Source organism: Mycolicibacterium palauense (genome assembly GCF_002592005.1).
Lineage (GTDB): Bacteria > Actinomycetota > Actinomycetes > Mycobacteriales > Mycobacteriaceae > Mycobacterium > Mycobacterium palauense.
The window spans coordinates 20,107-45,382 of sequence record NZ_NVQF01000028.1 but is presented as its reverse complement, the minus strand read 5'-3'; the positions used below and the strand labels follow the sequence as shown (position 1 = coordinate 45,382).

The 25,276-nt window shown below is 69.3% G+C and carries 26 protein-coding genes; 17 read left to right on the top strand and 9 right to left on the bottom strand.

The window, feature by feature from the left end; genetic code table 11:
• Window position 1: 1 nt before the first annotated feature.
• On the top strand, window positions 2-778 hold the full coding sequence (locus CSR00_RS13500) for a crotonase/enoyl-CoA hydratase family protein (RefSeq protein ID WP_176562048.1): 777 nt from the start codon (window positions 2-4) through the stop codon (window positions 776-778).
• 52 nt (window positions 779-830) lie between these two features.
• Here CSR00_RS13500 and CSR00_RS13495 read toward each other — a convergent pair whose 3' ends face one another.
• Together CSR00_RS13495 and CSR00_RS13490 are read right to left on the bottom strand one after the other, a co-directional pair.
• Window positions 831-1,250 carry a DUF3060 domain-containing protein gene (locus CSR00_RS13495; RefSeq protein WP_099022915.1) on the bottom strand — a complete coding sequence of 140 codons (420 nt, stop codon included), beginning with the start codon at window positions 1,248-1,250 and terminating at the stop codon, window positions 831-833.
• A 149-nt stretch (window positions 1,251-1,399) separates the two neighbouring features.
• Complete coding sequence (locus CSR00_RS13490; protein WP_245905999.1) at window positions 1,400-1,705, bottom strand: DUF3060 domain-containing protein; 306 nt, start codon at window positions 1,703-1,705, stop codon at window positions 1,400-1,402.
• A gap of 361 nt (window positions 1,706-2,066) precedes the next feature.
• Here CSR00_RS13490 and CSR00_RS13485 point away from each other — a divergent pair, with 361 nt between their 5' ends.
• The 7 genes from CSR00_RS13485 to CSR00_RS13455 all read left to right on the top strand — a co-directional run bounded on the left by CSR00_RS13485 (window position 2,067) and on the right by CSR00_RS13455 (window position 9,454).
• The gene (locus tag CSR00_RS13485) at window positions 2,067-2,681 is read left to right on the top strand and encodes a TetR/AcrR family transcriptional regulator (protein ID WP_099022913.1); all 615 of its coding nucleotides are present in this window, start codon (window positions 2,067-2,069) and stop codon (window positions 2,679-2,681) included.
• 387 nt (window positions 2,682-3,068) lie between these two features.
• The gene (gene rpsL, locus CSR00_RS13480) at window positions 3,069-3,443 is read left to right on the top strand and encodes a 30S ribosomal protein S12 (RefSeq protein ID WP_007167812.1); all 375 of its coding nucleotides are present in this window, start codon (window positions 3,069-3,071) and stop codon (window positions 3,441-3,443) included.
• Window positions 3,443-3,913, top strand: coding sequence for a 30S ribosomal protein S7 (rpsG, locus tag CSR00_RS13475; protein ID WP_099022912.1), 471 nt, complete (start codon window positions 3,443-3,445; stop codon window positions 3,911-3,913). Before rpsL ends, rpsG begins: the two co-directional genes overlap by 1 nt.
• Before the next feature lie 84 nt (window positions 3,914-3,997).
• Complete coding sequence (gene fusA, locus CSR00_RS13470; RefSeq protein ID WP_099022911.1) at window positions 3,998-6,100, top strand: elongation factor G; 2,103 nt, start codon at window positions 3,998-4,000, stop codon at window positions 6,098-6,100.
• Between the two features lie 145 nt (window positions 6,101-6,245).
• Entirely contained in the window at window positions 6,246-7,436 is a 1,191-nt protein-coding gene (gene tuf / locus CSR00_RS13465) for an elongation factor Tu (RefSeq protein ID WP_099022910.1), read from the top strand.
• Between the two features lie 220 nt (window positions 7,437-7,656).
• The gene (locus CSR00_RS13460) at window positions 7,657-8,484 is read left to right on the top strand and encodes an SHOCT domain-containing protein (protein WP_099022909.1); all 828 of its coding nucleotides are present in this window, start codon (window positions 7,657-7,659) and stop codon (window positions 8,482-8,484) included.
• Window positions 8,485-8,599: 115 nt separating this feature from the next.
• Window positions 8,600-9,454 (top strand): mycofactocin-coupled SDR family oxidoreductase, encoded by an 855-nt coding sequence (locus tag CSR00_RS13455; protein WP_099022908.1) that lies wholly within the window; start codon window positions 8,600-8,602, stop codon window positions 9,452-9,454.
• A gap of 12 nt (window positions 9,455-9,466) precedes the next feature.
• Here the strand turns inward: CSR00_RS13455 and CSR00_RS13450 are convergent, their stop codons facing one another.
• The 4 genes from CSR00_RS13450 to ddaH all read right to left on the bottom strand — a co-directional run bounded on the left by CSR00_RS13450 (window position 9,467) and on the right by ddaH (window position 14,048).
• The gene (locus CSR00_RS13450) at window positions 9,467-10,348 is read right to left on the bottom strand and encodes a universal stress protein (protein WP_099022907.1); all 882 of its coding nucleotides are present in this window, start codon (window positions 10,346-10,348) and stop codon (window positions 9,467-9,469) included.
• On the bottom strand, window positions 10,345-11,832 hold the full coding sequence (locus CSR00_RS13445; RefSeq protein WP_099022906.1) for an amino acid permease: 1,488 nt from the start codon (window positions 11,830-11,832) through the stop codon (window positions 10,345-10,347). The genes CSR00_RS13450 and CSR00_RS13445 overlap by 4 nt, the downstream gene beginning before the upstream one ends.
• A 72-nt stretch (window positions 11,833-11,904) precedes the next feature.
• The gene (rocD, locus tag CSR00_RS13440; protein ID WP_407662441.1) at window positions 11,905-13,176 is read right to left on the bottom strand and encodes an ornithine--oxo-acid transaminase; all 1,272 of its coding nucleotides are present in this window, start codon (window positions 13,174-13,176) and stop codon (window positions 11,905-11,907) included.
• Window positions 13,173-14,048 carry a dimethylargininase gene (gene ddaH / locus CSR00_RS13435; RefSeq protein WP_176562047.1) on the bottom strand — a complete coding sequence of 292 codons (876 nt, stop codon included), beginning with the start codon at window positions 14,046-14,048 and terminating at the stop codon, window positions 13,173-13,175. The genes rocD and ddaH overlap by 4 nt, the downstream gene beginning before the upstream one ends.
• Window positions 14,049-14,182: 134 nt before the next feature.
• Here ddaH and CSR00_RS13430 point away from each other — a divergent pair, with 134 nt between their 5' ends.
• Both CSR00_RS13430 and CSR00_RS13425 read left to right on the top strand, forming a co-directional pair.
• Window positions 14,183-14,635 (top strand): Rv2324 family transcriptional regulator, encoded by a 453-nt coding sequence (locus tag CSR00_RS13430; protein WP_099022904.1) that lies wholly within the window; start codon window positions 14,183-14,185, stop codon window positions 14,633-14,635.
• 114 nt (window positions 14,636-14,749) lie between these two features.
• The gene (locus CSR00_RS13425) at window positions 14,750-15,922 is read left to right on the top strand and encodes an NAD(P)/FAD-dependent oxidoreductase (RefSeq protein ID WP_099022903.1); all 1,173 of its coding nucleotides are present in this window, start codon (window positions 14,750-14,752) and stop codon (window positions 15,920-15,922) included.
• A gap of 151 nt (window positions 15,923-16,073) precedes the next feature.
• On the opposite strand, the gene CSR00_RS13420 is transcribed toward CSR00_RS13425, so the two are convergent.
• The 3 genes from CSR00_RS13420 to mftR are packed head-to-tail and all read right to left on the bottom strand — an operon-like array spanning window position 16,074 to window position 18,551.
• Window positions 16,074-17,369: a VOC family protein gene (locus tag CSR00_RS13420; RefSeq protein ID WP_099022902.1), complete on the bottom strand. Its 1,296-nt coding sequence runs from the start codon at window positions 17,367-17,369 to the stop codon at window positions 16,074-16,076.
• The gene (locus CSR00_RS13415; protein WP_099022901.1) at window positions 17,366-17,884 is read right to left on the bottom strand and encodes an RNA polymerase sigma factor; all 519 of its coding nucleotides are present in this window, start codon (window positions 17,882-17,884) and stop codon (window positions 17,366-17,368) included. The genes CSR00_RS13420 and CSR00_RS13415 overlap by 4 nt, the downstream gene beginning before the upstream one ends.
• 40 nt (window positions 17,885-17,924) lie before the next feature.
• A complete protein-coding gene (gene mftR / locus CSR00_RS13410; RefSeq protein ID WP_099022900.1) occupies window positions 17,925-18,551 on the bottom strand; it encodes a mycofactocin system transcriptional regulator MftR in 627 nt (208 codons plus the stop codon).
• Window positions 18,552-18,648: 97 nt separating this feature from the next.
• On the opposite strand from mftR, the gene mftA reads away from it, so the two are divergent.
• From mftA to mftG, 7 genes are all read left to right on the top strand, one after another.
• Complete coding sequence (mftA, locus tag CSR00_RS13405; RefSeq protein WP_099022899.1) at window positions 18,649-18,744, top strand: mycofactocin precursor MftA; 96 nt, start codon at window positions 18,649-18,651, stop codon at window positions 18,742-18,744.
• A 12-nt stretch (window positions 18,745-18,756) separates the two neighbouring features.
• Window positions 18,757-19,083 carry a mycofactocin biosynthesis chaperone MftB gene (mftB, locus tag CSR00_RS13400; RefSeq protein ID WP_099022931.1) on the top strand — a complete coding sequence of 109 codons (327 nt, stop codon included), beginning with the start codon at window positions 18,757-18,759 and terminating at the stop codon, window positions 19,081-19,083.
• On the top strand, window positions 19,080-20,270 hold the full coding sequence (gene mftC, locus CSR00_RS13395; protein ID WP_099022898.1) for a mycofactocin radical SAM maturase: 1,191 nt from the start codon (window positions 19,080-19,082) through the stop codon (window positions 20,268-20,270). The genes mftB and mftC overlap by 4 nt, the downstream gene beginning before the upstream one ends.
• Before the next feature lie 19 nt (window positions 20,271-20,289).
• On the top strand, window positions 20,290-21,495 hold the full coding sequence (gene mftD / locus CSR00_RS13390) for a pre-mycofactocin synthase MftD (RefSeq protein WP_099022897.1): 1,206 nt from the start codon (window positions 20,290-20,292) through the stop codon (window positions 21,493-21,495).
• Window positions 21,496-21,609: 114 nt separating this feature from the next.
• Window positions 21,610-22,350 (top strand): mycofactocin biosynthesis peptidyl-dipeptidase MftE, encoded by a 741-nt coding sequence (mftE, locus tag CSR00_RS13385; protein WP_099022896.1) that lies wholly within the window; start codon window positions 21,610-21,612, stop codon window positions 22,348-22,350.
• A complete protein-coding gene (gene mftF / locus CSR00_RS13380; protein ID WP_099022895.1) occupies window positions 22,347-23,777 on the top strand; it encodes a mycofactocin biosynthesis glycosyltransferase MftF in 1,431 nt (476 codons plus the stop codon). The genes mftE and mftF overlap by 4 nt, the downstream gene beginning before the upstream one ends.
• A 14-nt stretch (window positions 23,778-23,791) precedes the next feature.
• Window positions 23,792-25,276: a mycofactocin dehydrogenase MftG gene (mftG, locus tag CSR00_RS13375; protein WP_099022894.1), complete on the top strand. Its 1,485-nt coding sequence runs from the start codon at window positions 23,792-23,794 to the stop codon at window positions 25,274-25,276.

Here is a 25,276-nt window from a genome sequence, read left to right as displayed (position 1 = left end):
CATGACCGGACCCCACAGCGAGGGCGTGCGCGTCGAGCGCAACGGCCCGGTGACCACGGTGATCCTGAACCGGCCGAAGGCCCGCAACGCCGTCGACGGTCCCACCGCCATGGCGTTGTTCGAGGCCTTCTCGGAGTTCGACGCCGACGACTCCGCGTCGGTGGCCGTGCTGTGGGGCGACGGCGGAACATTCTGCGCCGGAGCGGATCTCAAGGCCATCGGGACCGCCGAGAGCAACCCCACGCAGGCCAGCGGTCCCGGGCCGATGGGCCCGACGCGCATGGTGCTGTCCAAGCCGGTCATCGCCGCGGTCAGCGGCTACGCGGTCGCCGGCGGGCTGGAACTCGCGCTGTGGTGCGATCTTCGGGTCGCCGAGGAGGACGCCGTGTTCGGGGTGTTCTGCCGGCGCTGGGGTGTGCCGCTGATCGACGGCGGCACGGTCCGGCTGCCCCGGCTCATCGGACACGGCCGGGCGATGGACATGATCCTGACCGGGCGCAGTGTCGATGCGGGGGAGGCGCTGGCGATCGGGCTGGCCAACCGGGTGGTGGCCATCGGCCGGGCACGGGAGAAGGCCGAGGAGCTCGCGGCCGAACTGGCGCAGCTGCCCCAGCTGTGCCTGCGTTCGGACCGGCTCTCGGCGCTCGGTCAGTGGGGCATGGCCGAGTCCGAGGCCATGGACGTCGAGTTCGGCAGCCTGAACCGGGTCGCCGCGGAACTGCTCGCCGGCGCCAAACGGTTTGCCGACGGCGCCGGCCGGCACGGCGGAAAGGCCTGACCGGGGCCGGTCAGCCCCCGTCGATTCAGCCCGTCGATTCAGCCCCGTCGGTTCAGCCCTTGTCGATGCTGTTGCCCGACCCGAGGTTGTTGATCTTGGGGCTGCCGTCCTTGTAGGTGATCGTGTTGTTGAGGCCGACCACCGACAGGTCGTTGTCGACGCGCTCCAGGGTGATCTTGTTGTCGGCCCCGCCGACGTTGACCGACGAGCAGGTGCCCCGCACGGTCAGGGTGTTGTTCGAGCCGCCCACGTTCAGCGACTTGCCCTGGCCGCAGTCGATCTCGGCGGTGGTGCCGAACGATCCGTAGTTGACGGTGTTGCCGATCTCGACCTGGGCTCCGGACGTCCCGGCGGTGGCCGTCGGGGCCCCGGTGTCGTTCCCCGATCCGTCCTCGGAGTCGCCCCCGCAGCCCGCGAGGCCGACGACGGCCGCCGCGGCGGCCAGGGTCAGGGCAAAACGGGTGGTGCGCATAGGTTCCTCGCTTCGTCGAAGGGGCTGTCGAAGGGGCTGTCGAAGGGGCTGTCGAAGGGGCTGTCGAAGGGGCTGTCGAAGGGGCTGTCGAAGGGGCTGTGGAAGGGGCTGGGCCCCGGGTGCGGCCCGAGAGGTGGCGGCCCGGACAGCTAGGCCGGCACCCGGCCGATGCGGTTGGTCATGCCGAGCTCGCGGCCGCGGTCGATCTCGGCGGGACTGCCCGACTTGTACAGGGCGGTCTGATCGAAGCCGTACACCGTGATGTCGTTGACCACGTTGTCGGCGATCACGGTGTTGTAGGAGCCCTGCATGGTCACCGCCCAGCAGCTGCCGACCGCGGTGATGACGTTGTAGGAGCCGTTGACGAACAGCGTCGCGTTGTTGCAGTCGACGGTCTGGGTCGACCCGATCGAGGTGATGTGGGTGTCGCCGTTCTTGGCGGCGGCCGTCGGCATCCCGGCCGTCGTCCCCGCCGCCGGCACCACCGCAAACGCCAGGGCGGCCGTCCCCATCGCCGCTGCTGCCCGTCTCATGTCCGCTCCTCAACCGTGTGATCCCGACCGTGTTGACCCGCCCCCGACCGACCCGTGCGCCCGAGCCTACGGCACCGCGGCGCCGTCACTGGGGCGTTCCGGCCGGGCTCCGCGATGCGGCGGTACCGGTCAACTAGAGTCATTAGTCAACGTGCCCGTCCACCTCGCGCCTCAACCTCAGACGTCCACCTCGCACGTCCACCTCGCGCCCGGGCCCCGACGCCCCAGCGACGGGAACCCCGAACCTCCCCACCAGCGCACCCGACCCGAAGGACCCCCCGCCATGGCAGCTCGGCCCGAATCTCCGCAGGCCGGTGCCCGGCCGCGCGCGGGATCGCGGCCGGCCAAGCTCAGCCGCGACGTCATCGTCAACGCCGCGCTGAGCTTCCTGGACCGGGAGGGCTGGGACGCCCTGACCATCAACGCGCTGGCCACCCACCTCGGCACCAAGGGGCCCTCGCTGTACAACCACGTGCACAGCCTGGAGGACCTGCGCCGCACGGTGCGGGTGCGCGTGGTCGACGACATCATCTCCATGCTGAACACCGCCGGTGAGGGCCGGACCCGCGACGACGCGGTCCTGGTGATGGCCAGCGCCTACCGCAGCTACGCCCATCACCACCCCGGCCGCTATTCGGCGTTCACCCGGATGCCGCTGGGCGGGGACGACCCGGAGTACTCCGAGGCCACCAAGGCCGCGGCCGGCCCGGTGATGGCGGTGCTGGAGTCCTACGGTGTGGAGGGCGAGGACGCGTTCTACGCCTCCCTGGAGTTCTGGTCGGCGCTGCACGGCTTCGTGCTGTTGGAGATGACCGGGGTGATGAACGGGGTGGACACCGACGCCGTGTTCACCGACATGGTGTTGCGCCTTGCTGCGGGCATGGAGCACAGGCACTAGACTTCGGCGCAGTCGCTGCGGCAGCCCTCGGCGCACACCGTCGGTCCACACTTGGAGACAGGCGCTTCGGACACCCCAGCGGGGGTGCATCTGACCTGCGGGAAGCGCTGTCAGCAGCAGGTTTTGTCGGGCTGCACAGCCCTGGTATCGTGGTAGCTCGTGCCTGGCCGAGATGGGCGCTCGCGACCGTAGAACGACGACAAACGGTCAGCTTGCGCGCACGGCGGGCCAATTCGCATGTGCAAGATTCGCATCGATCCGTTCGGTGTGAGCGTGTGCGACACGCCCGGTCGCGGGGGAGTCGACCGGGACATAACTGCAGTACACAGACCTGAAAACAGCACAACATACCAAGTAGTAACCAAGAAGAAGACAGAAAGCCGGTAGATGCCAACCATCCAGCAGCTCGTCCGCAAGGGCCGCCGCGACAAGATCGCCAAGGTGAAGACCGCGGCCCTCAAGGGCAGCCCGCAGCGTCGCGGCGTGTGCACCCGCGTGTACACCACCACCCCGAAGAAGCCGAACTCGGCACTTCGGAAGGTCGCGCGCGTGAAGCTGACCAGCCAGGTCGAGGTCACCGCCTACATCCCGGGCGAGGGCCACAACCTGCAGGAGCACTCGATGGTGCTGGTGCGTGGTGGTCGTGTGAAGGACCTGCCGGGTGTGCGCTACAAGATCATCCGCGGCTCGCTGGACACCCAGGGTGTCAAGAACCGCAAGCAGGCCCGTAGCCGCTACGGCGCCAAGAAGGAGAAGAGCTGATGCCGCGCAAGGGGCCCGCGCCGAAGCGCCCGTTGGTCAACGACCCGGTGTACGGGTCGCAGCTGGTCACCCAGCTGGTCAATAAAATCCTGATGGAGGGGAAGAAATCGCTGGCTGAGCGCATTGTCTATGGTGCGCTGGAGCAGGCCCGCGACAAGACCGGCACCGACCCGGTGGTCACCCTCAAGCGCGCGCTCGACAACGTCAAGCCCGCCCTGGAGGTGCGCAGCCGCCGCGTCGGTGGCGCCACCTATCAGGTGCCGGTCGAGGTTCGCCCGGACCGTTCGACCACGCTGGCGCTGCGCTGGCTGGTCAGCTTCTCCCGTCAGCGTCGGGAGAAGACCATGGTCGAGCGGCTGGCCAACGAGATCCTCGACGCCAGCAACGGCCTGGGTGCCTCCGTCAAGCGTCGTGAGGACACCCACAAGATGGCCGAGGCGAACCGGGCCTTCGCGCACTACCGCTGGTGATTCATGTCCCCGGCGGATGCAGTGTCGCGGGACCGGGGGCAACTACTACACCGAACTGATTAGCCAGAGAGTGGGAAGACAGCCGTGGCACAGGACGTGCTGACCGACCTGAACAAGGTCCGCAACATCGGCATCATGGCGCACATCGATGCCGGCAAGACGACGACGACCGAGCGCATCCTTTTCTACACCGGGATCAGCTACAAGATCGGTGAGGTCCACGACGGTGCCGCCGTCATGGACTGGATGGAGCAGGAGCAGGAGCGGGGTATCACCATCACCTCGGCCGCCACCACCTGCTTCTGGAGCGACCACCAGATCAACCTGATCGACACCCCCGGGCACGTCGACTTCACCGTCGAGGTGGAGCGCAGCCTGCGCGTGCTCGACGGTGCCGTGGCCGTCTTCGACGGCAAGGAGGGCGTCGAGCCGCAGTCCGAGCAGGTCTGGCGCCAGGCCGACAAGTACGACGTGCCGCGCATCTGCTTCGTCAACAAGATGGACAAGCTCGGTGCCGACTTCTACTTCTCGGTGCGCACCATGGAGGAGCGCCTGGGCGCCAACGTCATCCCCATCCAGCTGCCGATCGGCGCCGAGAGCGACTTCCAGGGCATCATCGACCTGGTCGAGATGAACGCCAAGGTGTGGAGTGCGGAGGCCAAGCTCGGGGAGAAGTACGACGTCGTCGAGATCCCGGCCGATCTGGCCGACAAGGCCGAGGAGTACCGCACCAAGCTGATCGAGGCGGTCGCCGAGACCGACGAGTCACTGCTGGAGAAGTACCTCGGCGGCGAGGAGCTCTCGATCGACGAGATCAAGGGCGCGATCCGCAAGCTGACGATCACCAGCGAGGCCTACCCGGTGCTGTGCGGCAGCGCATTCAAGAACAAGGGCGTGCAGCCCATGCTCGACGCCGTCATCGACTACCTGCCGTCGCCGCTGGACGTGCCGGCCGCCCAGGGTCACCCGCCGGGCAACGAGGACGTGATCGCCGATCGCCGGCCCTCGACCGAGGAACCGTTCTCGGCGCTGGCCTTCAAGGTCGCCAGCCACCCGTTCTTCGGGAAGCTGACCTACGTCCGCGTCTACTCGGGCACGGTCGAGTCCGGCAGCCAGGTGATGAACGCGACGAAGGGCAAGAAGGAGCGGCTGGGCAAGCTGTTCCAGATGCACTCCAACAAGGAGAACCCCGTCGAGCGGGCGTCGGCCGGCCACATCTACGCGGTGATCGGGCTGAAGGACACCACCACCGGTGACACCCTGAGCGACCCCAACGATCAGATCGTGCTGGAGTCGATGACCTTCCCGGATCCGGTCATCGAGGTGGCCATCGAGCCGAAGACCAAGAGCGACCAGGAGAAGCTGTCGCTGTCGATCCAGAAGCTCGCCGAGGAGGATCCGACCTTCAAGGTGCACCTGGATCAGGAGACCGGCCAGACCGTCATCGGCGGCATGGGCGAGTTGCACCTGGACATCCTGGTGGACCGCATGAAGCGCGAGTTCAAGGTGGAGGCCAACGTCGGTAAGCCGCAGGTGGCCTACCGCGAGACGATCCGCCGCGCCGTGTCCAACGTCGAGTTCACCCACAAGAAGCAGACGGGTGGCTCGGGTCAGTTCGCCAAGGTGATCATCAACCTCGAGCCGTTCGTCGGCGAGGACGGTGCGACCTACGAGTTCGAGAACAAGGTCACCGGCGGCCGGATCCCGCGCGAGTACATCCCGTCGGTGGACGCCGGCGCCCAGGACGCCATGCAGTACGGCGTGTTGGCCGGCTACCCGCTGGTGAACCTGAAGGTCACCCTGCTCGACGGTGCCTATCACGACGTCGACTCCTCGGAGATGGCGTTCAAGATCGCCGGTTCCCAGGTGCTGAAGAAGGCTGCCGGACAGGCACAGCCGGTCATCATGGAACCGATCATGGCCGTCGAGGTCACCACGCCCGAGGACTACATGGGTGACGTGATCGGCGACCTGAACTCCCGCCGTGGTCAGATCCAGGCCATGGAGGAGCGCAGCGGTGCCCGGGTCGTCAAGGCTCAGGTGCCGTTGTCGGAGATGTTCGGCTACGTCGGCGACCTCCGGTCGAAGACCCAGGGCCGGGCGAACTACTCCATGGTGTTCGACTCCTACGCCGAAGTCCCGGCGCAGGTGGCGAAGGAGATCATCGCGAAGGCGACGGGCGAGTGAGCGCCAGCGAGCGCGCGCGGAGTCGAGCAATGGGCAGCGCGAAGGCGACCGGGGAGTGATCCCCGGTGGTCCCGCGGGACCACACAACTGAAGAAAACAACACTGCTTTTACCAAAGCACCAACACAGTCCAGGAGGACACTGAAGTGGCGAAGGCGAAGTTCGAGCGGACGAAGCCGCACGTCAACATCGGGACCATTGGTCACGTTGACCACGGCAAGACCACGCTGACCGCAGCTATCACCAAGGTTCTGCACGACAAGTTCCCCGAGTTGAACGAGTCGCGCGCATTCGACCAGATCGACAATGCGCCCGAGGAGCGTCAGCGCGGTATCACCATCAACATCTCCCACGTGGAGTACCAGACCGACAAGCGTCACTACGCGCACGTCGACGCCCCGGGCCACGCCGACTACATCAAGAACATGATCACCGGTGCCGCCCAGATGGACGGCGCGATCCTGGTGGTCGCCGCCACCGACGGTCCGATGCCGCAGACCCGCGAGCACGTGCTGCTGGCCCGCCAGGTCGGCGTGCCCTACATCCTGGTCGCGCTGAACAAGGCCGACATGGTCGAGGACGAGGAGCTCATCGAGCTCGTCGAGATGGAGGTCCGCGAGCTGCTGGCCGCCCAGGACTTCGACGAGGAGGCGCCGGTCATCAAGGTGTCCGCGCTGAAGGCCCTCGAGGGTGACCCGCAGTGGGTCAAGTCCGTCGAGGATCTGATGGAGGCCGTCGACGAGTCCATCCCGGACCCGGTCCGTGAAACCGACAAGCCGTTCCTGATGCCCGTCGAGGACGTCTTCACCATCACCGGCCGCGGCACCGTGGTCACCGGTCGTGTGGAGCGCGGCATCATCAACGTCAACGAGGAAGTCGAGATCGTCGGCATCCGCCCCGACACCACCAAGACCACGGTCACCGGTGTCGAGATGTTCCGCAAGCTGCTCGACCAGGGCCAGGCCGGCGACAACGTCGGTCTGCTGCTGCGCGGCATCAAGCGTGAGGACGTCGAGCGCGGCCAGGTCGTGACCAAGCCCGGCACCACCACGCCGCACACCGACTTCGAGGGCCAGGTCTACATCCTGTCCAAGGACGAGGGCGGTCGGCACACGCCGTTCTTCAACAACTACCGTCCGCAGTTCTACTTCCGCACCACCGACGTGACCGGTGTGGTGACGCTGCCGGAGGGGACCGAGATGGTGATGCCCGGTGACAACACCGACATCTCCGTCAAGCTGATCCAGCCCGTCGCCATGGACGAGGGCCTGCGCTTCGCGATCCGCGAGGGCGGCCGCACCGTCGGCGCCGGCCGGGTCACCAAGATCCTGAAGTAGTCGTCGGCTCCGCCGACAGGCTCCTGAATGTGATCTAGGCGCACACGCGAACCGGAAGTGGCGCTCACCCGAAAGGGTGGGCGCCACTTCTGCATTGCACGGGCGGCTACGCCTGTGGCCGGCCCTCTTCCGTGGTCACGTTCACTCCGGCCGCTTCTGTCTTCGTGGCGGCGGGGCTACGCTTGCTCCCGAATGCGCCGCCGAGTCGAGGGGCCGACCGATGTTGATGCGCTACGTCAAGGCACAGGCGTTCGTGCTGCTGTGCGGGGGACTGGTCGGGCCGATCTTCCTGATCGTCTTCTTCGCGCTGGATCAGCCCTCGGTGCTGAAATGGATGTTCTGGGTCGGGTTGCTGGTGACCGCCGTCGACGTCCTCGCCGCGCTGGCCCTGGCGAGCTACGGCGCCCGCTCGGCCGCCAAGAACGACCGCCTGGAGCAGCACGGGGTGCTCGCGCTGGCCGAGGTGCTGGGCATCGCCGAGACCGGGACCCGGATCAACGACCGGCCCCTGGTCACGATCGACCTGCGCGTCTCCGGTGCGGGCCTGACGCCGTTCACCACCACCGACCGCGTGATCGCCTCGGTGACGCGGCTGCCCGTCATCACCGGACGCAAACTGGCGGTGTTGGTCGACCCGTCCACCAACGAATACCAGATCGACTGGGACCGAAGCGCGTTGATCAGCGGAGCGGTACCCGCCGAGTTCACCCTGGACGAGGACAACCGGACCTACGACCTGTCCGGCCAGCCCGGGCCGCTGCTGGAGATCATGCAGATCCTGCGGGCCCACCGCATTCCGATGCGCGGCACCATCGACATCCGCTCCAACCCGGCGGTGCGCCATCAGGTGATGGCGGTGGTGCGCCGCGCCGCCGCGGCGCACGGCTCGGTGCCCGATCCCGCGCCCGCGGCGGGGCCCGCACCGACGGGTCCACCCGAGCCGTCGACCGCCCAACGGCTGCAGGAGCTGGAGACGCTGCGCGCCACCGGCGCGGTCACCGAGGCCGAGTACGCCGCCAAGCGGCGGGAGATCATCGCCGAGCTGTGACTCCCGCTCGGTTCGTGGCGTCCCTGGCCGAGATCTCCGACTACCTAGAACACGTTCTAGTTCGGCTGTTAGCCTGGCCTGGAAGCTCCGCTGACCACCGGCGAAAGGACTGGCGATGACGGCAGATGGTGCGCCCCTGGAGGGCCGGGTGGCCTTCGTGACCGGGGCCGCGCGCGGCCAGGGCCGGGCACATGCGGTTCGGTTGGCCGCCGAGGGTGCCGACATCATCGCCTCCGATATCTGCGGGCCGGTCTCGGAGACCGTCCCGTACGCGGCGGCGACGCCGGAGGACCTGGAGGAGACCGCGCGGGCCGTGGAGGCCCACGGCCGTAAGGTGTTGGCCCGTAAGGTCGATGTCCGCGACGACGCGGCGCTGCGCGCGCTGGTGGCCGACGGCGTGGAGCAGTTCGGCCGGCTGGACATCCTGGTCGCCAACGCCGGCGTGCTGAGCTGGGGACGGTTGTGGGAACTGACCGACGACCAGTGGAACACCGTCATCGACGTCAACCTGACCGGCACCTGGCGTACCGTGCGCGCGGTGGTCCCGGCGATGATCGAAGCGGGCAACGGCGGATCCGTCGTGATCGTCAGCTCCTCGGCGGGGGTGAAGGCCACTCCGGGCAACGGGCACTACTCGGCGTCCAAACACGGTCTGACGGCCCTGACCAACTCGTTGGCCCTGGAGGCCGGCGAGTACGGCATCCGAGTGAACTCCATCCACCCGTACTCGGTGGCCACCCCGATGATCGAGAACGATTCGATGATGGAGATCCTCGGCAAGCATCCCAGTTTCCTGCACAGTTTCGCGCCGATGCCCTACCGGCGGGTGGGCAGCGACGGCGACAAGGGGCGCGCGGAGTTCATGTCGGCCGAGGAGGTCGCCGACGTGGTGGCCTGGCTGGCCGGCGACGCCTCGTCGACGATCTCGGGTTCACAGATCGCCGTGGACCGCGGCGTGATGAAGTACTGAGCGCCCCGGCCGCTATCCGGGCAGCACGAGCACCGGAACCGGGCTGTACCGGATGATCTTCGCCCCCCGGGAACCCAGGAAGACGCTCTTGATGCTCAGCCGCGAGGTGGTCCCGACCGCCAGCAGCTCGCCGTCCTGCCACTCGGTGGAGTCCAGCGCCTCACCCCAACCGTTGCCCGTCACCACCTGCGTGGCCACGTCCTCGGGCACCACGCCCTCGGCCTTGAGCCCGGCCAGCATCTGCTCCAGGTCGCCGGCCAGGGCGGCCAGCAGGGTGTCCTCGGCGTGCAGGCCGACCTCGGGCGGGTACATGGTGCGACCGCGGATGGCGAAACTGACCACCCGCATCGCGATGTGACAGCGCGTGCACAGCCGTGCCATCCGGCCGACGGCACGGACCGACTCGGGTGTGCCGGAGTGCGCGAAGGTCACCCGGCTCACGGCTCCGGACCGGGAGCCGCGGTAGCCGCGCGGGCTGATCGCCACCGGAACCGGGGAGGCGTGCAGCAGCCAGTCGGTGGTCGAACCGAGCACCACCTGGCCCAGGGCGCCGTCGGACGAGGACCCCACCACCAGCACCTCGACCCCGATCTCCTCGACGGCGTCGAGCAGCCCGTCACCGGCGGTCCGGCTGGTCACCTGGCGGTAGCTGATATCCAGATCGGGCGCCTTCGCCGCGAAGTAGCCGCGCGCCTCCTCCTCGGACTGCGCGCCCAGCTTCGCGGCGAAGGCCGCGTACTCGGCGTCGACCCGGGCCTGTGAGGGCGTGGTCCACGGTTTGGGTACCACCGTCACCACCACCAGCGGTGACCGCAGCATCCGGGCGACCTCGACGGCCAGGTTCAGCGGCGCGTGACCGCACTTGCCGGCCAGGTAGCCGACCGCGACGGTCACCGGGGTTCCTCGAGCGCGTCGGCGATCGAACCCACCGCGCCACCGCTGTCGTTGAGCGCGCTGTGGCGGCGGCCCCACGCCAGATAGAAGATCAGGGCGGCACCGACCCACAGACCGAACCACACCCAGGTCGTCCAGTGCAGGCCCGAGAGCACCCACAGGCAGGCCAGCACCGAGAGCACCGGGACCACGGGGTAGAAGGGCACCTTGAACGCGCGCGGCAGGTCCGGCTCCCGCGTGCGCAGGATGATCACCCCGAGGGAGACCACGATGAACGCCACCAGGGTGCCGATCGAGACCATGTCCAGCAGATAGCTCAGCGGGATGAAGCCCGCCAGGATCCCGGTCACCACCGCCACCACGACGGTGTTGTTCACCGGTGTCATGGTGCGGGGGCTGACCTTGGCGAACATCGCCGGCAGCAGCCCGTCGCGGCCCATCGCGAACAGGATGCGGGTCTGGCCGTACATCACCACCAGGGTCACCGAGAAGATCGAGATCACCGCCCCGGCGGCCAGGATCGTACTGGCCCACGTGCCGCCGGTGATGTTCTCCAGGATCACCGACAGCCCGGCGCTCTTCTGCTCGGGAGAACCGAATTCCTCGGCGGGCTGCGAACCGATCCCGGCGAAGGCGACGAGTACGTACACCGTCGTGACGATCAGCAGGGCACCGATGATGGCCCGCGGCATGGCCTTCTGCGGGTTCTTCACCTCGTCCCCGGCGGTCGAGACCGCATCGAGGCCGATGAACGAGAAGAAGATGGTCGCCGCCGCCGCGGTGACCCCGTGCCAGCCCTTGTCCATGAAGCCGGCGAAATGGTCGGCGTTGTAGGCGGTGAGCGCGATGACGACGAACATCGCCAGCACGCCGAGTTTGATGATCACCATGATGGTGTTGACCACCGCCGACTCGCTGGCCCCGCGGATCAGCAGCAGCGCACACATCACGATCAGCACCACCGCCGGCAGGTTCACCAGCCCCGAGGGGTCGTCCCACGGTGCCGCCGAAAACGCCTGGGGGATCTGGAAGCCGAAGACGTTGTCCAGCAGCTTGTTCAGGTAGCCGCTCCAGCCGACGGCCACCGCCGAGATCGACACCCCGTACTCCAGCAGCAGGCAGGCGGCCACGCCCATGGCCACGAACTCGCCCATCGTGGTGTACGCGTAGGAGTACGTCGACCCCGACACCGGAACCGAGGAGGCCAGCTCGGCGTAGCAGATCGCCGAGAGCCCGGCGGCCAGCCCGGCGATCAGGAAGGAGATGATCACCGCGGGGCCCGCCTCGGGGACCGCGTCGGCGAGCACGAAGAAGATGCCGGTACCGACCGTGGCGCCGACGCCGAACATCATCAGCTGGAAGGTGCCGATGCTCCGCTTGAGGTTCTCGGAGGCGCCATGGGCGACGGGAGCTCCCGTCACCGGTCGGCGGCGCAGCATCTGCTCGCCGAGGCTGGGGAGGGATCCCGCAGTGGATGAGGTCATGGAGCCTCCTTGCGCCCCGGGGGCGCTGTCAGTGTTTCCCTGGGCGTTTCCCGGGCTGTTTCCCTGGTTGCGTCACGTCGCCCCCGCCTCGACCAGCGCGCCGGCGAACTGGTCGACGGCCCAGTCGATCTCGTCGGCCGAGATGACCAGCGGCGGTGCGAACCGCAGCGTGGAGCCGTGGGTGTCCTTGACCAGCACCCCCCGCTGCGCCAGCAGCAGGCCGATCCGCTTGCCGGTGCCCAGTGCCGGGTCGATGTCCACCCCGGCCCACAGGCCCAGCCCGCGCACGGCCAGGACACCACGGCCGGTGAGGGCCCCGAGCCGGTCGTGCAACTGGCGGCCCAGGGTTGCCGAGCGGTGCTGGAACTCGCCGGTGGCCAGCATCGCCACCACGGTGTCGCCGATCGCGGTGGCCAGCGGGTTGCCGCCGAACGTCGACCCGTGCTCACCGGGGTTGAGCACCCCGAGCACCTCCCGGTCGGCCACCACCGCCGACAACGGCACCACGCCGCCGCCGAGCGCCTTGCCGAGCAGATAGACGTCGGGAGTCACCCCCCAGTGATCGCAGGCGAATGTGCGCCCGGTACGCGCCAGGCCGGACTGGATCTCGTCGGCGATCATCAGCACGTTGCGGGCCGAGCAGATCTCGCGGACCCGCGGCAGGTACTCCGCCGGCGGCACCACTATCCCGGCCTCGCCCTGGACGGGTTCGAGCAGGACCGCCACGGTGTTCTCGTCGATGGCCGCGGCCAGTGCCTCGGCGTGCGGGTCGTCCGGCCCGAAGGGCACCGTGCGGAAGCCCGGGGTGAACGGGCCGAAACCGCCGCGGGCGGACTCATCGGAGCTGAAGCTGACGATGCTGATGGTCCGGCCGTGGAAGTTGTTCTCGGCCACCACGATATTGGCCAGGCCGGCCGGCACCCCCTTGACGTCGGTGCCCCATTTCCGGGCCACCTTGATCGCGCTCTCCACCGCTTCGGCGCCGCTGTTCATCGGCAGCACCATGTCCTTGCCGCACAATTCGGCCAGCGCCGCGCAGAACGGGCCGAGCCGGTCGGAGTGGAAGGCGCGGCTGACCAGGGTGACGGTGTCGAGCTGGGCGTGCGCGGTGGCGGTGATCCGCGGGTGGCGGTGGCCGAAGTTCACCGCCGAGTAGGCGGCCAGGCAGTCCAGATAGCGGCGGCCCTCGACATCGGTGATCCAGGCCCCCTCGCCCGAGTGGGCCACCACCGGCAGCGGCGCATAGTTGCGCGCGGTGTGGCGCGCCTCCGCCGCGATGGCCGCGGAGGTGGCGGCGTGGGCGGCGGAGCCGGCGCCGGTCGTCACGGTGTCCAGGATGGTCACGAATACACCTCCAATGTGCAGCATTTCACGGATCCGCCGCCTTTGAGCAGTTCGGACAGCTCCACCGGGACGGGGACGAAGCCCGCGTCGAACAGCTGCTGTGCAAAACCCGTTGCGCGCGAGGGCAGTACGACGTGCCTACCGTCGGAGACCGCGTTGAGTCCGAGGACGTAGGCGTCGGCGCTGGCGACCTGGATGGCGCCGGGGAACAGCTGTTGCAGCAGGAGGCGGGACTCGTCGTCGAAGGCCGGGGGGTAGTAGGCGATGGTGGTGTCGTCGAGTACCGCCAGCGCGGTGTCGAGATGGTAGAAGCGCGGGTCGACCAGGTGCAGGCTCACCACCGGCAGCCCGGTGAGCTCGGCGATCTCGGCGTGGGCGGCGTGGTCGGTGCGGAATCCCGTGCCGGCCAGGACCATCTCCCCGACGACCAGCAGATCGCCCTGGCCCTCGTTGACCGCGTCGGTGTGGCGCGGTGTGTGCCCGGCATCGGTCATCCAGCCGGCGTAGGCCCCGGACTCGCCCTGGCGTTCGGGGTGCTTGAACCGGGCCACCACGGCGGCCCCGTTGACGATCAGGCCGCCGTTGGCGGCGTACACCATGTCGGGCAGCCCGGCGACCGGGGCGACGAGGTCGACGGTGTGCCCGAGGCGCAGGTAGGTCTGGCGCAGCTGCTCCCACTGGGCCAGCGCCAGGCCGGCGTCCACCTCGGTGTCGGTGTCCATCCACGGGTTGATGGCGTATTCGACCGCGAAATAGGTCGGCGGGGTCATCGCGTAGCGGCGGGCGCGTGCGCTGCGCACGGGGGTGGCGGTCGGGGCTGCGGCGACATCGGACACCGGCGCGGATGCGCCGGTGAGATCGGAAATCGTCATGAATCAAATGCTAGAGACGCCATTTTTCGCAATCAATCACCTTGTATTGCGTGTCTATGAGTGATCCATTGTCCTACGGGGGTCATTGTGGCAATTTGTTGCGTGATTGTGGTGTGGGAGGTGGGTGACGGCCGATGGACCGCCTGGACGAGACCGACGAACGGATCCTCAACGAGCTCGCCGACCATGCGCGGGCGACGTTCGCCGAGATCGGCGAGCGGGTCAATCTCTCGGCCCCGGCGGTCAAACGCCGGGTGGACCGGATGCTCGACCGCGGGGTCATCCGGGGCTTCACCACCGTCGTGGACCGCACGGCACTGGGGTGGACCACCGAGGCGTACGTGCAGGTCTACTGTCAGGGCACCATCGCGCCCGACGAGCTGCGCCGGGCCTGGCTGGACATTCCGGAGGTGGTGAGTGCGGCGACGGTGACCGGGACCTCCGATGCCATCCTGCATGTGCTGGCCCGCGACATGCGCCACCTGGAGACCGCTCTGGAACGGATCCGATCCAGCGCCTCGATCGAGCGCAGCGAGAGCATCGTGGTGTTGTCGAACATCATCGACCGGGCCCGTCCCGAAGGCTGACTCCCGTCCGAGTCCCGTCCGAGTCCCGTCCAAGTCCCGTCCGAGTCCCCGGGGTGGTAGACCGTGGGTCTTGTAGATCGTGTAAGAACAGATCCCGTGAGCGCGCAAAAGGTTGTGATCGTAGGCGGTGGCCTGTCGGCTTCGCGAGTGGCCGAACAGTTGCGGCGGTCGGAGTACGACGGTGAGATCGTCCTGGTCAGCGACGAGGTGCACCTGCCGTACGACCGGCCCCCACTGTCGAAGGAGGCCCTGCACAAGGAGGGCCACACGCTGGTCGACGTCACGCTCAAACCCAGGGAGTTCTACGAGGAGAACAAGATCACCCTGATGATGGGCTCGGCGGCCACCGCCCTGGACACCGAGGCCGAGGCGCTGACGCTGGCCGACGGCACGGTGGTCGACTACGACGAACTCATCATCGCCACCGGCCTGGTGCCGAAGCGTATCCCGTCGCTCCCCGATCTGGCCGGCGTCCACGTGTTGCGCTCCTACGACGAGAGTCGGGCGCTGCGCGAGCAGGCCGGCTCGGCACGCAAGGCGGTGATCATCGGGGCGGGGTTCATCGGCTGCGAGGTGGCCGCGAGCCTGCGCACGCTCGGCGTCGACGTGGTGCTCGTCGAGCCCCAGCCGGAGCCGCTGGCCTCGGTGCTCGGGGAGCGGATCGGTGCGCTGGTCAGCCGGCTGCATCGCGGGCAGGGGGTCGATGTGCGCACCGGCGTGGGCGTCGCGGAGGTGTCCGGGACCGACCGCGTCGAGAAGGTCGTGCTCACCGACGGCACCGAGTTCGAGGCCGACCTGGTGGTGGTCGGCATCGGGTCGCGGCCGGCCACCGACTGGCTCGAGGGCAGCGGTGTCGAGGTCGACTCGCGCGATGGGGGCGTGATCTGCGACAACGTCGGGCGCACCAGCGCGCTGCACGTGTGGGCACTCGGTGACGTCGCGTCGTGGCGTGATGCCACCGGACACCAAGCGCGGGTTGAGCATTGGAGCAATGTCGCCGAGCAGGCCCGGGTGCTGGTGCCGGCGCTGCTCGGCCAGGTGCCGCCCGAGGCGGTCGTGGTGCCCTACTTCTGGAGCGACCAGTACGACGTGAAGATCCAGTGCCTGGGTGAACCCGAAGCCGACGACGTCGTGCACCTGGTCGAGGACGACGGCCGCAAGTTCCTGGCCTACTACGAGCGCGACGGCGTCGTCGTCGGCGTCGTCGGCGGCGGCATGCCCGGCAAGGTGATGAAGACCCGCTCCAAGATCGCCTCGGGCGCACCCATTTCCGACGTGCTGGGCTAGCCGCCGGCATCCCTTCCCGCGGGCCTCTTCGCGCGGCCCCTTTCCCGCGAGCGCTCATCCAGGTACGGATTCTTCGAATTCTGCGTACCTCAGTGAGCGCTCGCGCGGTGCAGCGAGCTGGTGGTGGCAGGTGGTGGTGGCGCGCGCCGGCTCAGAACTCGCCGAGATAGAACCGGCCGCCCTGGTCGTCGGTGCACTCGGCCATCAGCCCGTAGGCCTGCCGGCTGGGCTCCTGCACGACGGTGCCGCCGGCCTCGCGCACCCGTGCCACCGCGGAGTCCATCTCGGCGACGGTCCACATGGGTACCGTCGCCGGTGCCCGCCCGCCGCCGGCCACGCCGGCCATCGGATGCGATCCGCTGACCTGCCAGCCGTCCTCGACGCGTCCGGGTTCGAAATCCCAGTGCAGCACCGCGCCGTAGAAGCGCCGGAAGGCCGCCGAGTCGGGCACCTGATGGGTGATGTAGGCCAGCTCGCCCGGACCGGCGCCGTTGAGCGCGGGACGCCGCACCCCGCCGGTGGGCTCGAAGACCGCGAAGCGCGCACCGGCGGGATCGGTGGCATCCAGCACCGTTCCGAAGCCGGATTCGGAGCTCTCGCCGGTGCGGCCGCCGGCGCCGAGGATGGCTCGGCGCGCGGCGTCCAGGTCTGCCACGGCGTAGCAGCAGAACAACATGTGCTGTCCGGGGGCGGCCACGATGCCGACGGGTTCGGCGGTGTTGGTGACGCGGTGGGTGTCCTCGTCGTAGGTCCAGCCCAGTACGTGGCCGTAGAACGCGGCGGCCCGGCGTGGGTCGGGGGTCCACACCGAGACGTAGCCGACGTCGCCGTGGCGGATCGGTGCCGGTGCCGTGCGCATCGGGCCCGAGAGCATCCACCGGTGGCCGAACGGGTCGAGGAACGCCGCATTGCGCGACCCGTGCGCCTCGTCGACCTCGCGGACGACGGTGGCGCCGTGCTCGGCGGCGCGGGCCAGCGCCGCGTCGGTGTCGCCCACGGGCAGCATCAGGCTGACCGACACCGCGCCCGCGGCCGGTGCGCGCAGGCCGAGCTCGGGGAACTCGTCGGCCAGGTAGAGCACCCCGCCGCCGATGGCCAGCTCGGCATGACCGACCCTGTTGTCCGCCATGATGATCGGCTCGCCGATGACGACGGCGCCGAGCGCCTCGGTGTACCAGCGCAGGGCGCGGCGGGCGTTGCGCACCTGGAGGTAGGGCAGGGCGGCCGGGCGTGGAAGGGGAGCGGGTTCGGGAACGTCGGTGTTCGGGGCGGTGTTCAGGCGGGCCACGGCGGTGTCGGTGCCGGACATGTCGACTCCTTCGGTGTTGGCGGGCAGGGACAGCGCCGACTCCAGCCGGGTGCGCAACCGCTGCGCGAAGGCCGGGTCGGGGTGGACGGGGAGGTCGCCACCGCCCAGGACACGCAACGGGTCGCCGGGCGAACTCATGACGGACCTCCCTCCGGGTAGAGCGCCCGAAACGATCGTCGGGCGCGCACCAGCAGTGCCTCGGTGGCGTGCACCGTGCGGCCCAGCAGGTCGGCGCATTCGGGCACCGACCGGTCGTCCAGATAGCGCAGCGTCAGCACCGCCCGGTGCGCCCCGGAGAGCCGGGCGAGCACCCCCTCGGCCACCAGCCGGTCCAGGTGGGCCTCCCACTCGTCGGAGGGCTCCGGAGGTTCCGGGGGCTCGGCGAGCACCACGGTGGACCGCTCGCCGCGCCGCCGGTAGTGGTCGGCCAGCTTGTGGCGGGCCACCCCGATCAGGTAGGGCACCGTGATCGGGGGAGGCTGCGGTCTGCGGGCGGCGTCCATGGCCGCCAGGAAGGTCTCCGATGTCAGGTCCTCGGCCGTGCCGCGGTCGCCGCAACGCCGGATGAAGTATCCGTACACCACCGGCAGCGCCTCGTCGTAGAGACGGAGCAGCGCCCGCGGAGCGTCGGGGCGGTCGGGTTCGGCGCTCACATCCCTATCGTCGTCGTGGGCCGCCGAACTCCGACGCCGGTTAGGTGAGTTTTTTGCGCGCGGTCGGCGCCATGGGTGCCCCGAAGGTGTCGCCCAGGGCGTCGAAGGCTCCGATGAGCGCGTCGGCCAGCGCCACCGTCTCGTCGGCCAGCCAGTGCTCATAGGCCGACAGGGCCACGCCGAGCAGCACCCAGGCCAGGGTCTGTGGGCCCAGATCGGCGGGCGAGCCGCCGAGCCGGCGTGCGACGAACTCGGCGATCACCGCGCGCCAACCGGCATACATCGTCATGGAATAGGCTTGCAGCTCTTCGGTTTCCAGGATCACCCGCATCCGCTCGCGGTGCCGAAGCGCCTCCTGCTCCCCGAAGGTGTTGAAGGCCAGCAGTGCCTCGCGCAGGGCCTCGGCCAGCGGCACGTCGGGATCGATGTTCTCCAGCAGGGCGCCCAACTGATCGAGGTGGACGTCGAAATCGCCCCACGGGATCGCGCTCTTGGAGGCGTAGTAGCGGAACACGGTGCGCCGGGCGATCCCCGCGGCCGATGCGACGTCGTCGACGTTGACCGCGTCGAAGCCCCGGGCGCTGAACAGGTCGATGGCGACGTCGGCGATGTGGTCGCGGGTGGTCGAACGTCGCCGACCGACCCGGGCGCCGGGCTCAGACACCATTTTCGCGGACCCCACTTCCGTTATGGCACTCGATGCCATATTCTAGGGCTCCATCGACCCCTTGTGTCGAGTGTCACACGAAGAAAGGTGGAGCAATATGGACCACGATCAGCAGCAGGCCGCCGACGCCGACCTCGTCACCGAATCGCTGGTGGAAGAGGTCTCGATCGACGGAATGTGCGGGGTCTACTGACCCATGGGCACGATGCCGACCGCGACCGGAGCCGAGCGGTCAGGGCCGCCCGAATCGTTCGACCCCGGTCGCGGTTGGCGCCTGCACCCCCAGGTGGCGGTGCGCCCCGAACCCTTCGGCGCCCTGCTCTACCACTTCGGCACCCGCAAACTGTCCTTTCTCAAGAGCCGGACGATCCTGGCGCTCGTCGAATCGCTCGACGAGCACCCCGACGTCCGGACCGCCTGCCGCGCAGCCGGAATCGACGACGACGCGCAGTCGCCCTACCTGCACGCCCTGGGTGTGCTGGCGGACTCGAACATGATCGTCGCCCGGCCCGACCTCCAGGAGCAGACATGACCTCAGTGGCGCCCGTTCCGCGGCTCGTCGACCAGTTCGAACGGGGCCTGGACGCCCCCATCTGCCTGACGTGGGAGCTGACCTACGCCTGCAACCTGGCCTGCGTGCACTGCCTGTCCTCGTCGGGCAAGCGCGACCCGCGCGAATTGTCGACCGACCAGTGCAAGGCCATCATCGACGAGCTCGAGCGCATGCAGGTCTTCTACGTCAACATCGGTGGCGGGGAACCGACTGTGCGCCCGGATTTCTGGGAGCTCGTCGACTACGCCACCGCCCACCACGTCGGGGTGAAGTTCTCCACCAACGGGGTGCGGATCACCCCCGAGGTCGCCGCCAGGCTGGCCGCCAGCGACTACGTCGACGTCCAGATCTCGCTGGACGGCGCCACCGCCGAGATCAACGACGCGGTGCGCGGGCCCGGCTCGTTCGCGATGGCGATCCGGGCACTGGAGAACCTGGCCGCCGCTGGATTCGCCGACGCCAAGATCTCGGTGGTGGTGACCCGCCACAACGTGGACCAACTCGACGACTTCAAGGCCCTGGCCGACACCTACGGCGCCACCCTGCGCATCACGCGCCTGCGTCCCTCGGGGCGGGGGGCCGACGTGTGGGACGAACTGCACCCGACGGCCGACCAGCAGCGCCAGCTCTACGACTGGCTGGTCGCCCACGGCGAGCGCGTGCTGACCGGCGACTCCTTCTTCCACCTGTCCGGCCTGGGGGAGCCGGGAGCCCTGGCCGGGCTGAACCTGTGCGGGGCCGGCCGCGTGGTCTGTCTGATCGATCCGGTGGGTGACGTCTACGCCTGTCCGTTCGCCATCCACGACAACTTCTTGGCCGGAAACATCCTGTCCGACCATGGATTTGAGAACATCTGGAAGAACTCCACGCTGTTCGGCGAGTTGCGTGAACCGCAGTCGGCGGGGGCGTGCTCGGGCTGCGGGCACTACGACGCCTGCCGCGGCGGTTGCATGGCCGCCAAGTTCTTCACGGGTCTGCCGATGGACGGCCCCGACCCGGAGTGCGTGCAGGGCTACGGCGAATCCGCGCTGGCCGCCGACCGCGAGGTGCCCAGGTCCGGCGTCGACCACTCCCGCACCGGCCGCCGCAAGGAACCGGTGCTGCTGACGCTCGGCGCACCCCCGGCGCAACCACCCAAGAAGTTCTGCAACGAGAGCCCCGTCTAGAAAGTCCTGGTCTGACCTCATGGCACGCGATACCTGGTTCGAAACCGTCGCCATCGCCCAGCAACGGGCGAAGAAGCGGCTGCCCAAGTCCGTCTACTCCTCGCTGATCTCGGCCAGCGAAAAGGGGGTGACGGTGGCCGACAACGTGGAGTCCTTCGCCGAGCTCGGCTTCGCACCGCACGTCGTCGGTGCGACCGAGAAGCGCGAGATGGCGACTACCGTTATGGGCCAGGACATCTCGTTGCCCGTGATCATCTCGCCGACCGGCGTGCAGGCCGTGGACCCCGACGGTGAGGTGGCCGTGGCACGCGCCGCGGCCGCACGGGGCACCGCGATGGGGCTGTCCTCGTTCGCCAGCAAGCCGATGGAAGAGGTCATCGCGGTCAACGGCAAGATCTTCTTCCAGATCTACTGGCTGGGCAGCCGGGACGCCATCGCCGAGCGCGTCCAGCGCGCCAAGGACGCCGGCGCGGTCGGACTGATCGCCACCACCGACTGGAGCTTCTCCCACGGCCGGGACTGGGGCAGCCCGAAGATCCCGGAGCGGATGGACCTGCGCACCACGCTGCGGATGTCCCCGGAGGTGCTCACCAAGCCCAGCTGGTTGTGGAGCTTCGGCAAGCACCTGCGGCCGCCCGACCTGCGGGTACCCAACCAGGGCCGGCGCGGCGAGCCCGGCCCCACGTTCTTCGAGGCCTACGGGGAGTGGATGGGAACCCCGCCGCCCACCTGGGAGGACATCGCCTGGCTGCGTGAGCTGTGGGGCGGCCCCTTCCTGCTCAAGGGGATGGTGCGCGTCGATGACGCCAAACGTGCTGTGGATGCCGGTGTTTCGGCGATCACGGTGTCCAACCACGGCGGCAACAACCTGGACGGCACGCCGGCGGCCATTCGGTGCCTGCCGGCCATCGCCGACGCGGTGGGCGACCAGGTCGAGGTTTTGCTGGACGGTGGCGTGCGGCGCGGCAGCGACGTGGTGAAGGCCGTCGCCCTGGGGGCGCGTGCGGTGATGATCGGGCGGGCCTACCTGTGGGGTCTGGCGGCCAACGGGCAGGCGGGTGTGGAGAACGTTCTGGACATTCTGCACGGCGGCATCGACTCGGCACTGCGCGGCCTCGGTAAGGCCTCGATCCACGACCTGGGGCCCGAGGACGTCCTGGTTCCGGAGGGCTTCACCCGGACCCTCGGGGTGCCGGGCGGTGACACGGCGCCCACGGCGGGCTGAGCGCGTCCTGGGGCGGGCGTGGCGTACGGGGCAGACGTGAACTTACGCTCCGGTCAATCCGGCGCCTCCGGCGAATAAATTCCGTCCAGCACACCAACAATCGGCGCACACCAGGTGAATCCGGCCTACCATCGGCGGGTGGCTTTCCCCAGCGAGCTTGGGAACTCGACGTCGAGACAGCTGCACGGCCGGTCGCCGGTGGTGCTGGTGCCGGTGGGTTCCACCGAACAGCACGGACCGCACCTGCCGTTGGACACCGACACCCGCATTGCGTGCGCGGTGGCCCGTGGCGCCGCCTCCCGGCTGGACCGCGGGACGGGCGGGCACCTGGTGGCCCCGGCCGTCGCCTACGGGGCCAGCGGCGAGCACGAGGGATTCCCCGGCACCGTCTCGGTGGGTACCGCGGCGCTGGAGTTGCTGCTGCTGGAGTACGGCAGGTCCGCCGCGAACTGGGCGAACCGCGTGGTGTTCGTCAACGGGCACGGGGGCAACGTGGCCGCGCTGGCCGCGGCCGTGCGCCGGCTGCGCTATGAGGGCCGGGACACAGGGTGGTGCTCCTGTATGGTGCGGGGCGGCGACGCCCACGCGGGTCATACCGAAACGTCTGTATTGCTACATATTTCGCCGGCGGATGTCCGGCTGGAGGAGTCACGCGCGGGTAACATCGCGCCCCTGTCAGACCTGATGCCGTTGATGAGCCGCGGGGGTGTCGCGGCAGTGAGTGAGGTGGGAGTGTTGGGGGATCCGACCACTGCAACCGCGTCGGAGGGTGAACGTCTGCTCACCGAGATGGTTGCCGGCTGCGTCGAGCGCGTCGGCCGCTGGACGCCCCGGGCGGACGGGATGTTGACGTGAGGGCCGGTGTCGGCGCCGCCGCGGACCGGCTCCCCGACGGGTTTGCTGTGCAGGTCGACAGGCGCGTCCGGGTGCTGGGGTCGGGGGCCGCGCTACTGGGGGGATCTCCGACCCGGCTGCTGCGGTTGGCCCCGGCGGCGCGCACCATGCTCGACGGCGGACGCCTCGAGGTGCACGACGCGGTCAGCGCCCGGTTGGCCCGCACGCTCCTCGACGCCACGGTGGCCCATCCGCGACCGGCCAGCGGCCCGTCTCACCGTGATGTCACCATCGTTATCCCGGTGCGCGACAATGTATCCGGTGTGAGGCGGCTGATCTCGGCCCTGCGTGGCAAGCGGGTCATCGTGGTGGACGACGGGTCTGCGGTGCCGATTCGCCCCGAACACCTGGGAGCCTACGACAGCGAGGTCGAGGTGCTTCGCCACGAGCTGAGCAGGGGTCCGGCGGCCGCGCGCAATACGGGCCTGGCCGCCTGCCGGACGGACTTCGTGGCCTTCCTGGACTCCGACGTGGTTCCGCGGCCCGGATGGCTGGAGGCGCTGCTCGGCCATTTCTGCGATCCGGCGGTGGCACTCGTGGCGCCGAGGATCATCGGACTGGCACCGTCCGACCGCCTGGTGGCCCGCTACGAGGCGGTGCGCTCATCGTTGGACCTGGGGTTGCGGGAGGCCCCCGTCGTGCCGTACGGGACGGTGTCCTACGTGCCGAGCGCGGCCATCGTGTGTCGGCGGTCCTGTCTGACCGCGGTGGGCGGCTTCGACGAGAGCATGCACTCGGGGGAGGACGTCGATCTGTGCTGGCGGCTGATCGAGTCCGGGGCGCGGTTGCGCTACGAACCGATCGCACTGGTCGCCCACGAGCACCGCATTCAGCTGCGAGAATGGTTGGCCCGCAAGGCGTTTTATGGCACCTCGGCCGCCCCGCTGGCCGGCCGCCACCCGGACAAGACCGCTCCGTTGTTCGTCTCGGCGGGGATGACGGTGGTCTGGCTGATGCTGGCGCTGGGCTCGCGGTTGGGGACTTTGGCGTCCCTGCTGGCCCTGGCCTTCACCGGGCGTCGGGTCTCGGCGGCCATGGACGGGCCCGAGACGGCCCCGCGTGACGTCCTGCTGGTGGCGGGGCAGGGGCTGGTCGCGTCCGCACTGCAGCTGGCCTCGGCGATCTGCCGGCACTACTGGCCGGTGGCGCTGCTGGCGGCCACCGTCTCGCGGCGGTGCCGTCGCGTGGTGCTGCTGGCCGCGGTCCTCGACGGCGTCGTGGACTGGCTGTCGCGACGCCGCAACGCCGACGACGACGACAAGCCCATCGGCCTGCTGCCCTATCTGGTCCTCAAACGTCTTGACGATCTCGCCTACGGTGCCGGGCTGTGGGTCGGGGTGGCCCGGGAGCGGAACCTGCGCGCACTCACGCCGCAGATCCGGCCCTAGACCGGTCGTCGACGGTGACGTCCCTCGGGCACAGCGATGTCCTGGTCATCGGTGCCGGAAGTGCCGGATCGGTGGTGGCCGAGCGGCTTTCGGTAGATCCGGGCTGTACGGTAGCGATCGTCGAAGCGGGCCCCGGTCCGGCCGAACCCGGGATCGCGGGGCTGACCGCCAATGGCATGGTGTTGCCGGTGGGCGCCGCCAGCCCGGTGGTGGCGCGATTCGAGACGGCGCTGACGCTCGACCCGCCCAGGCGGGCTGCGATCGTGCGCGGCGCGACGGCAGGCGGGTCGGGTGCGGTCAACGGTGGATACTTCTGCCGCGCCCTGCCCGTCGACTTCGCGGAATGGAACCTGGCGGGCTGGACATGGTCCGAGGTGATCGGGCACTACCGGGCCATCGAGACGGATCTCGACTACTGCGCCCGGCAAGGCGCCCAGCAAGGCACCCGGCAAGGCACCGGCGATCACGGCGACAGTGGTCCGATCCCGGTTCGCCGGACGCGCGAGATCACCGGCAGCACCGCGCTGTTCCTCTCGGCGGCCGAACGCGCGGGCGTGCCCTGGCTGGCCGACCTCAACGCGGTCAGCCACGGGCCGGCGTTGCCGACCGGCGCCGGTGCGGTGCCACTGAACATCGTCGCCGGCATGCGGCGCGGCCCCGGTGCCGGATTCCTGGAGCCCGCGCTGCTGCGTCCCAACGTCGTGCTGCACGCCCGCACCCGGGTGGTGCGGCTGCGGGTCGGCGGTGCGCGGGTGCACGGCGTCGAGGTGGTGGGTCCCCGGGGCGCGGGGGTGCTGACAGCGGACAAGGTCGTGTTGTGCGCGGGCGCGATCGGTTCGGGGCATCTGCTGATGCTCTCGGGGATAGGCCCCGAGCCCGATCTGCGTGCCGCCGGAGTGCCCGTGCAGATTGCCGCGCCGGTCGGCCGGCGCAGCGCCGACCATCCGGAATGGGTGTTGCCGGCCCACTGGGCGGTGGAGCCGCGCAGGCCGGTGCTGGAAGCCGTACTCAGCACCAGCGATGATCTTGAGATCAGGCCCTACACGGGAGGCTTCATCGCGATGGTCGGCGACGGGGCCGGCGGTCGGCCCGACTGGCCGCATATCGGTGTGGCGGTGATGCATCCGGGCAGCCGGGGCCGCGTCAGCCTGGTGTCCTCCGATCCGGCGGTGCCGCCGCGGATAGAGCACCGCTACGACACCGTGAGCGCCGACGTCGACCTGCTGCGACGGGGGGCCGGCCTGGTAGCGGAATTGCTCGGCGGCACAGTGGAACTCGGAGATCCGATGTGGTCCACCTCGCAGCACCTGTGCGGAACCGCTCCGATGGGGCGCGCCGGCGATCCCGACGCGGTGGTCGACGCGCACTGTCGGCTGATCGGGGTGGACAACCTGTGGGTGGTCGACGGCTCGGTGCTGCCGGCGGTCCCGCGGCGGGGGCCACACGCGACGACGGTCATGCTCGCGCACCGGGCGGCGGGATTCGTCCGCGGGGGTTGA

Bases quoted from the DNA above. Each gene is read 5' to 3' on its own strand.
- CSR00_RS13500 (WP_176562048.1), top strand. From the start codon at position 2: ATGACCGGACCCCACAGCGAGGGCGTGCGCGTCGAGCGCAACGGCCCG.
- CSR00_RS13495 (WP_099022915.1), bottom strand. From the start codon at position 1,250: ATGCGCACCACCCGTTTTGCCCTGACCCTGGCCGCCGCGGCGGCCGTC.
- mftA (WP_099022899.1), top strand. From the start codon at position 18,649: ATGGACCACGATCAGCAGCAGGCCGCCGACGCCGACCTCGTCACCGAA.
- CSR00_RS13455 (WP_099022908.1), top strand. From the start codon at position 8,600: ATGACGGCAGATGGTGCGCCCCTGGAGGGCCGGGTGGCCTTCGTGACC.
- CSR00_RS13430 (WP_099022904.1), top strand. From the start codon at position 14,183: ATGGACCGCCTGGACGAGACCGACGAACGGATCCTCAACGAGCTCGCC.
- CSR00_RS13485 (WP_099022913.1), top strand. From the start codon at position 2,067: ATGGCAGCTCGGCCCGAATCTCCGCAGGCCGGTGCCCGGCCGCGCGCG.
- rpsG (WP_099022912.1), top strand. From the start codon at position 3,443: ATGCCGCGCAAGGGGCCCGCGCCGAAGCGCCCGTTGGTCAACGACCCG.
- mftR (WP_099022900.1), bottom strand. From the start codon at position 18,551: ATGGTGTCTGAGCCCGGCGCCCGGGTCGGTCGGCGACGTTCGACCACC.
- rpsL (WP_007167812.1), top strand. From the start codon at position 3,069: ATGCCAACCATCCAGCAGCTCGTCCGCAAGGGCCGCCGCGACAAGATC.
- CSR00_RS13445 (WP_099022906.1), bottom strand. From the start codon at position 11,832: ATGACCTCATCCACTGCGGGATCCCTCCCCAGCCTCGGCGAGCAGATG.
- mftD (WP_099022897.1), top strand. From the start codon at position 20,290: ATGGCACGCGATACCTGGTTCGAAACCGTCGCCATCGCCCAGCAACGG.
- CSR00_RS13420 (WP_099022902.1), bottom strand. From the start codon at position 17,369: ATGAGTTCGCCCGGCGACCCGTTGCGTGTCCTGGGCGGTGGCGACCTC.
- ddaH (WP_176562047.1), bottom strand. From the start codon at position 14,048: ATGACGATTTCCGATCTCACCGGCGCATCCGCGCCGGTGTCCGATGTC.
- mftC (WP_099022898.1), top strand. From the start codon at position 19,080: ATGACCTCAGTGGCGCCCGTTCCGCGGCTCGTCGACCAGTTCGAACGG.
- CSR00_RS13460 (WP_099022909.1), top strand. From the start codon at position 7,657: ATGTTGATGCGCTACGTCAAGGCACAGGCGTTCGTGCTGCTGTGCGGG.
- CSR00_RS13490 (WP_245905999.1), bottom strand. From the start codon at position 1,705: ATGCCGACGGCCGCCGCCAAGAACGGCGACACCCACATCACCTCGATC.
- mftB (WP_099022931.1), top strand. From the start codon at position 18,757: ATGCCGACCGCGACCGGAGCCGAGCGGTCAGGGCCGCCCGAATCGTTC.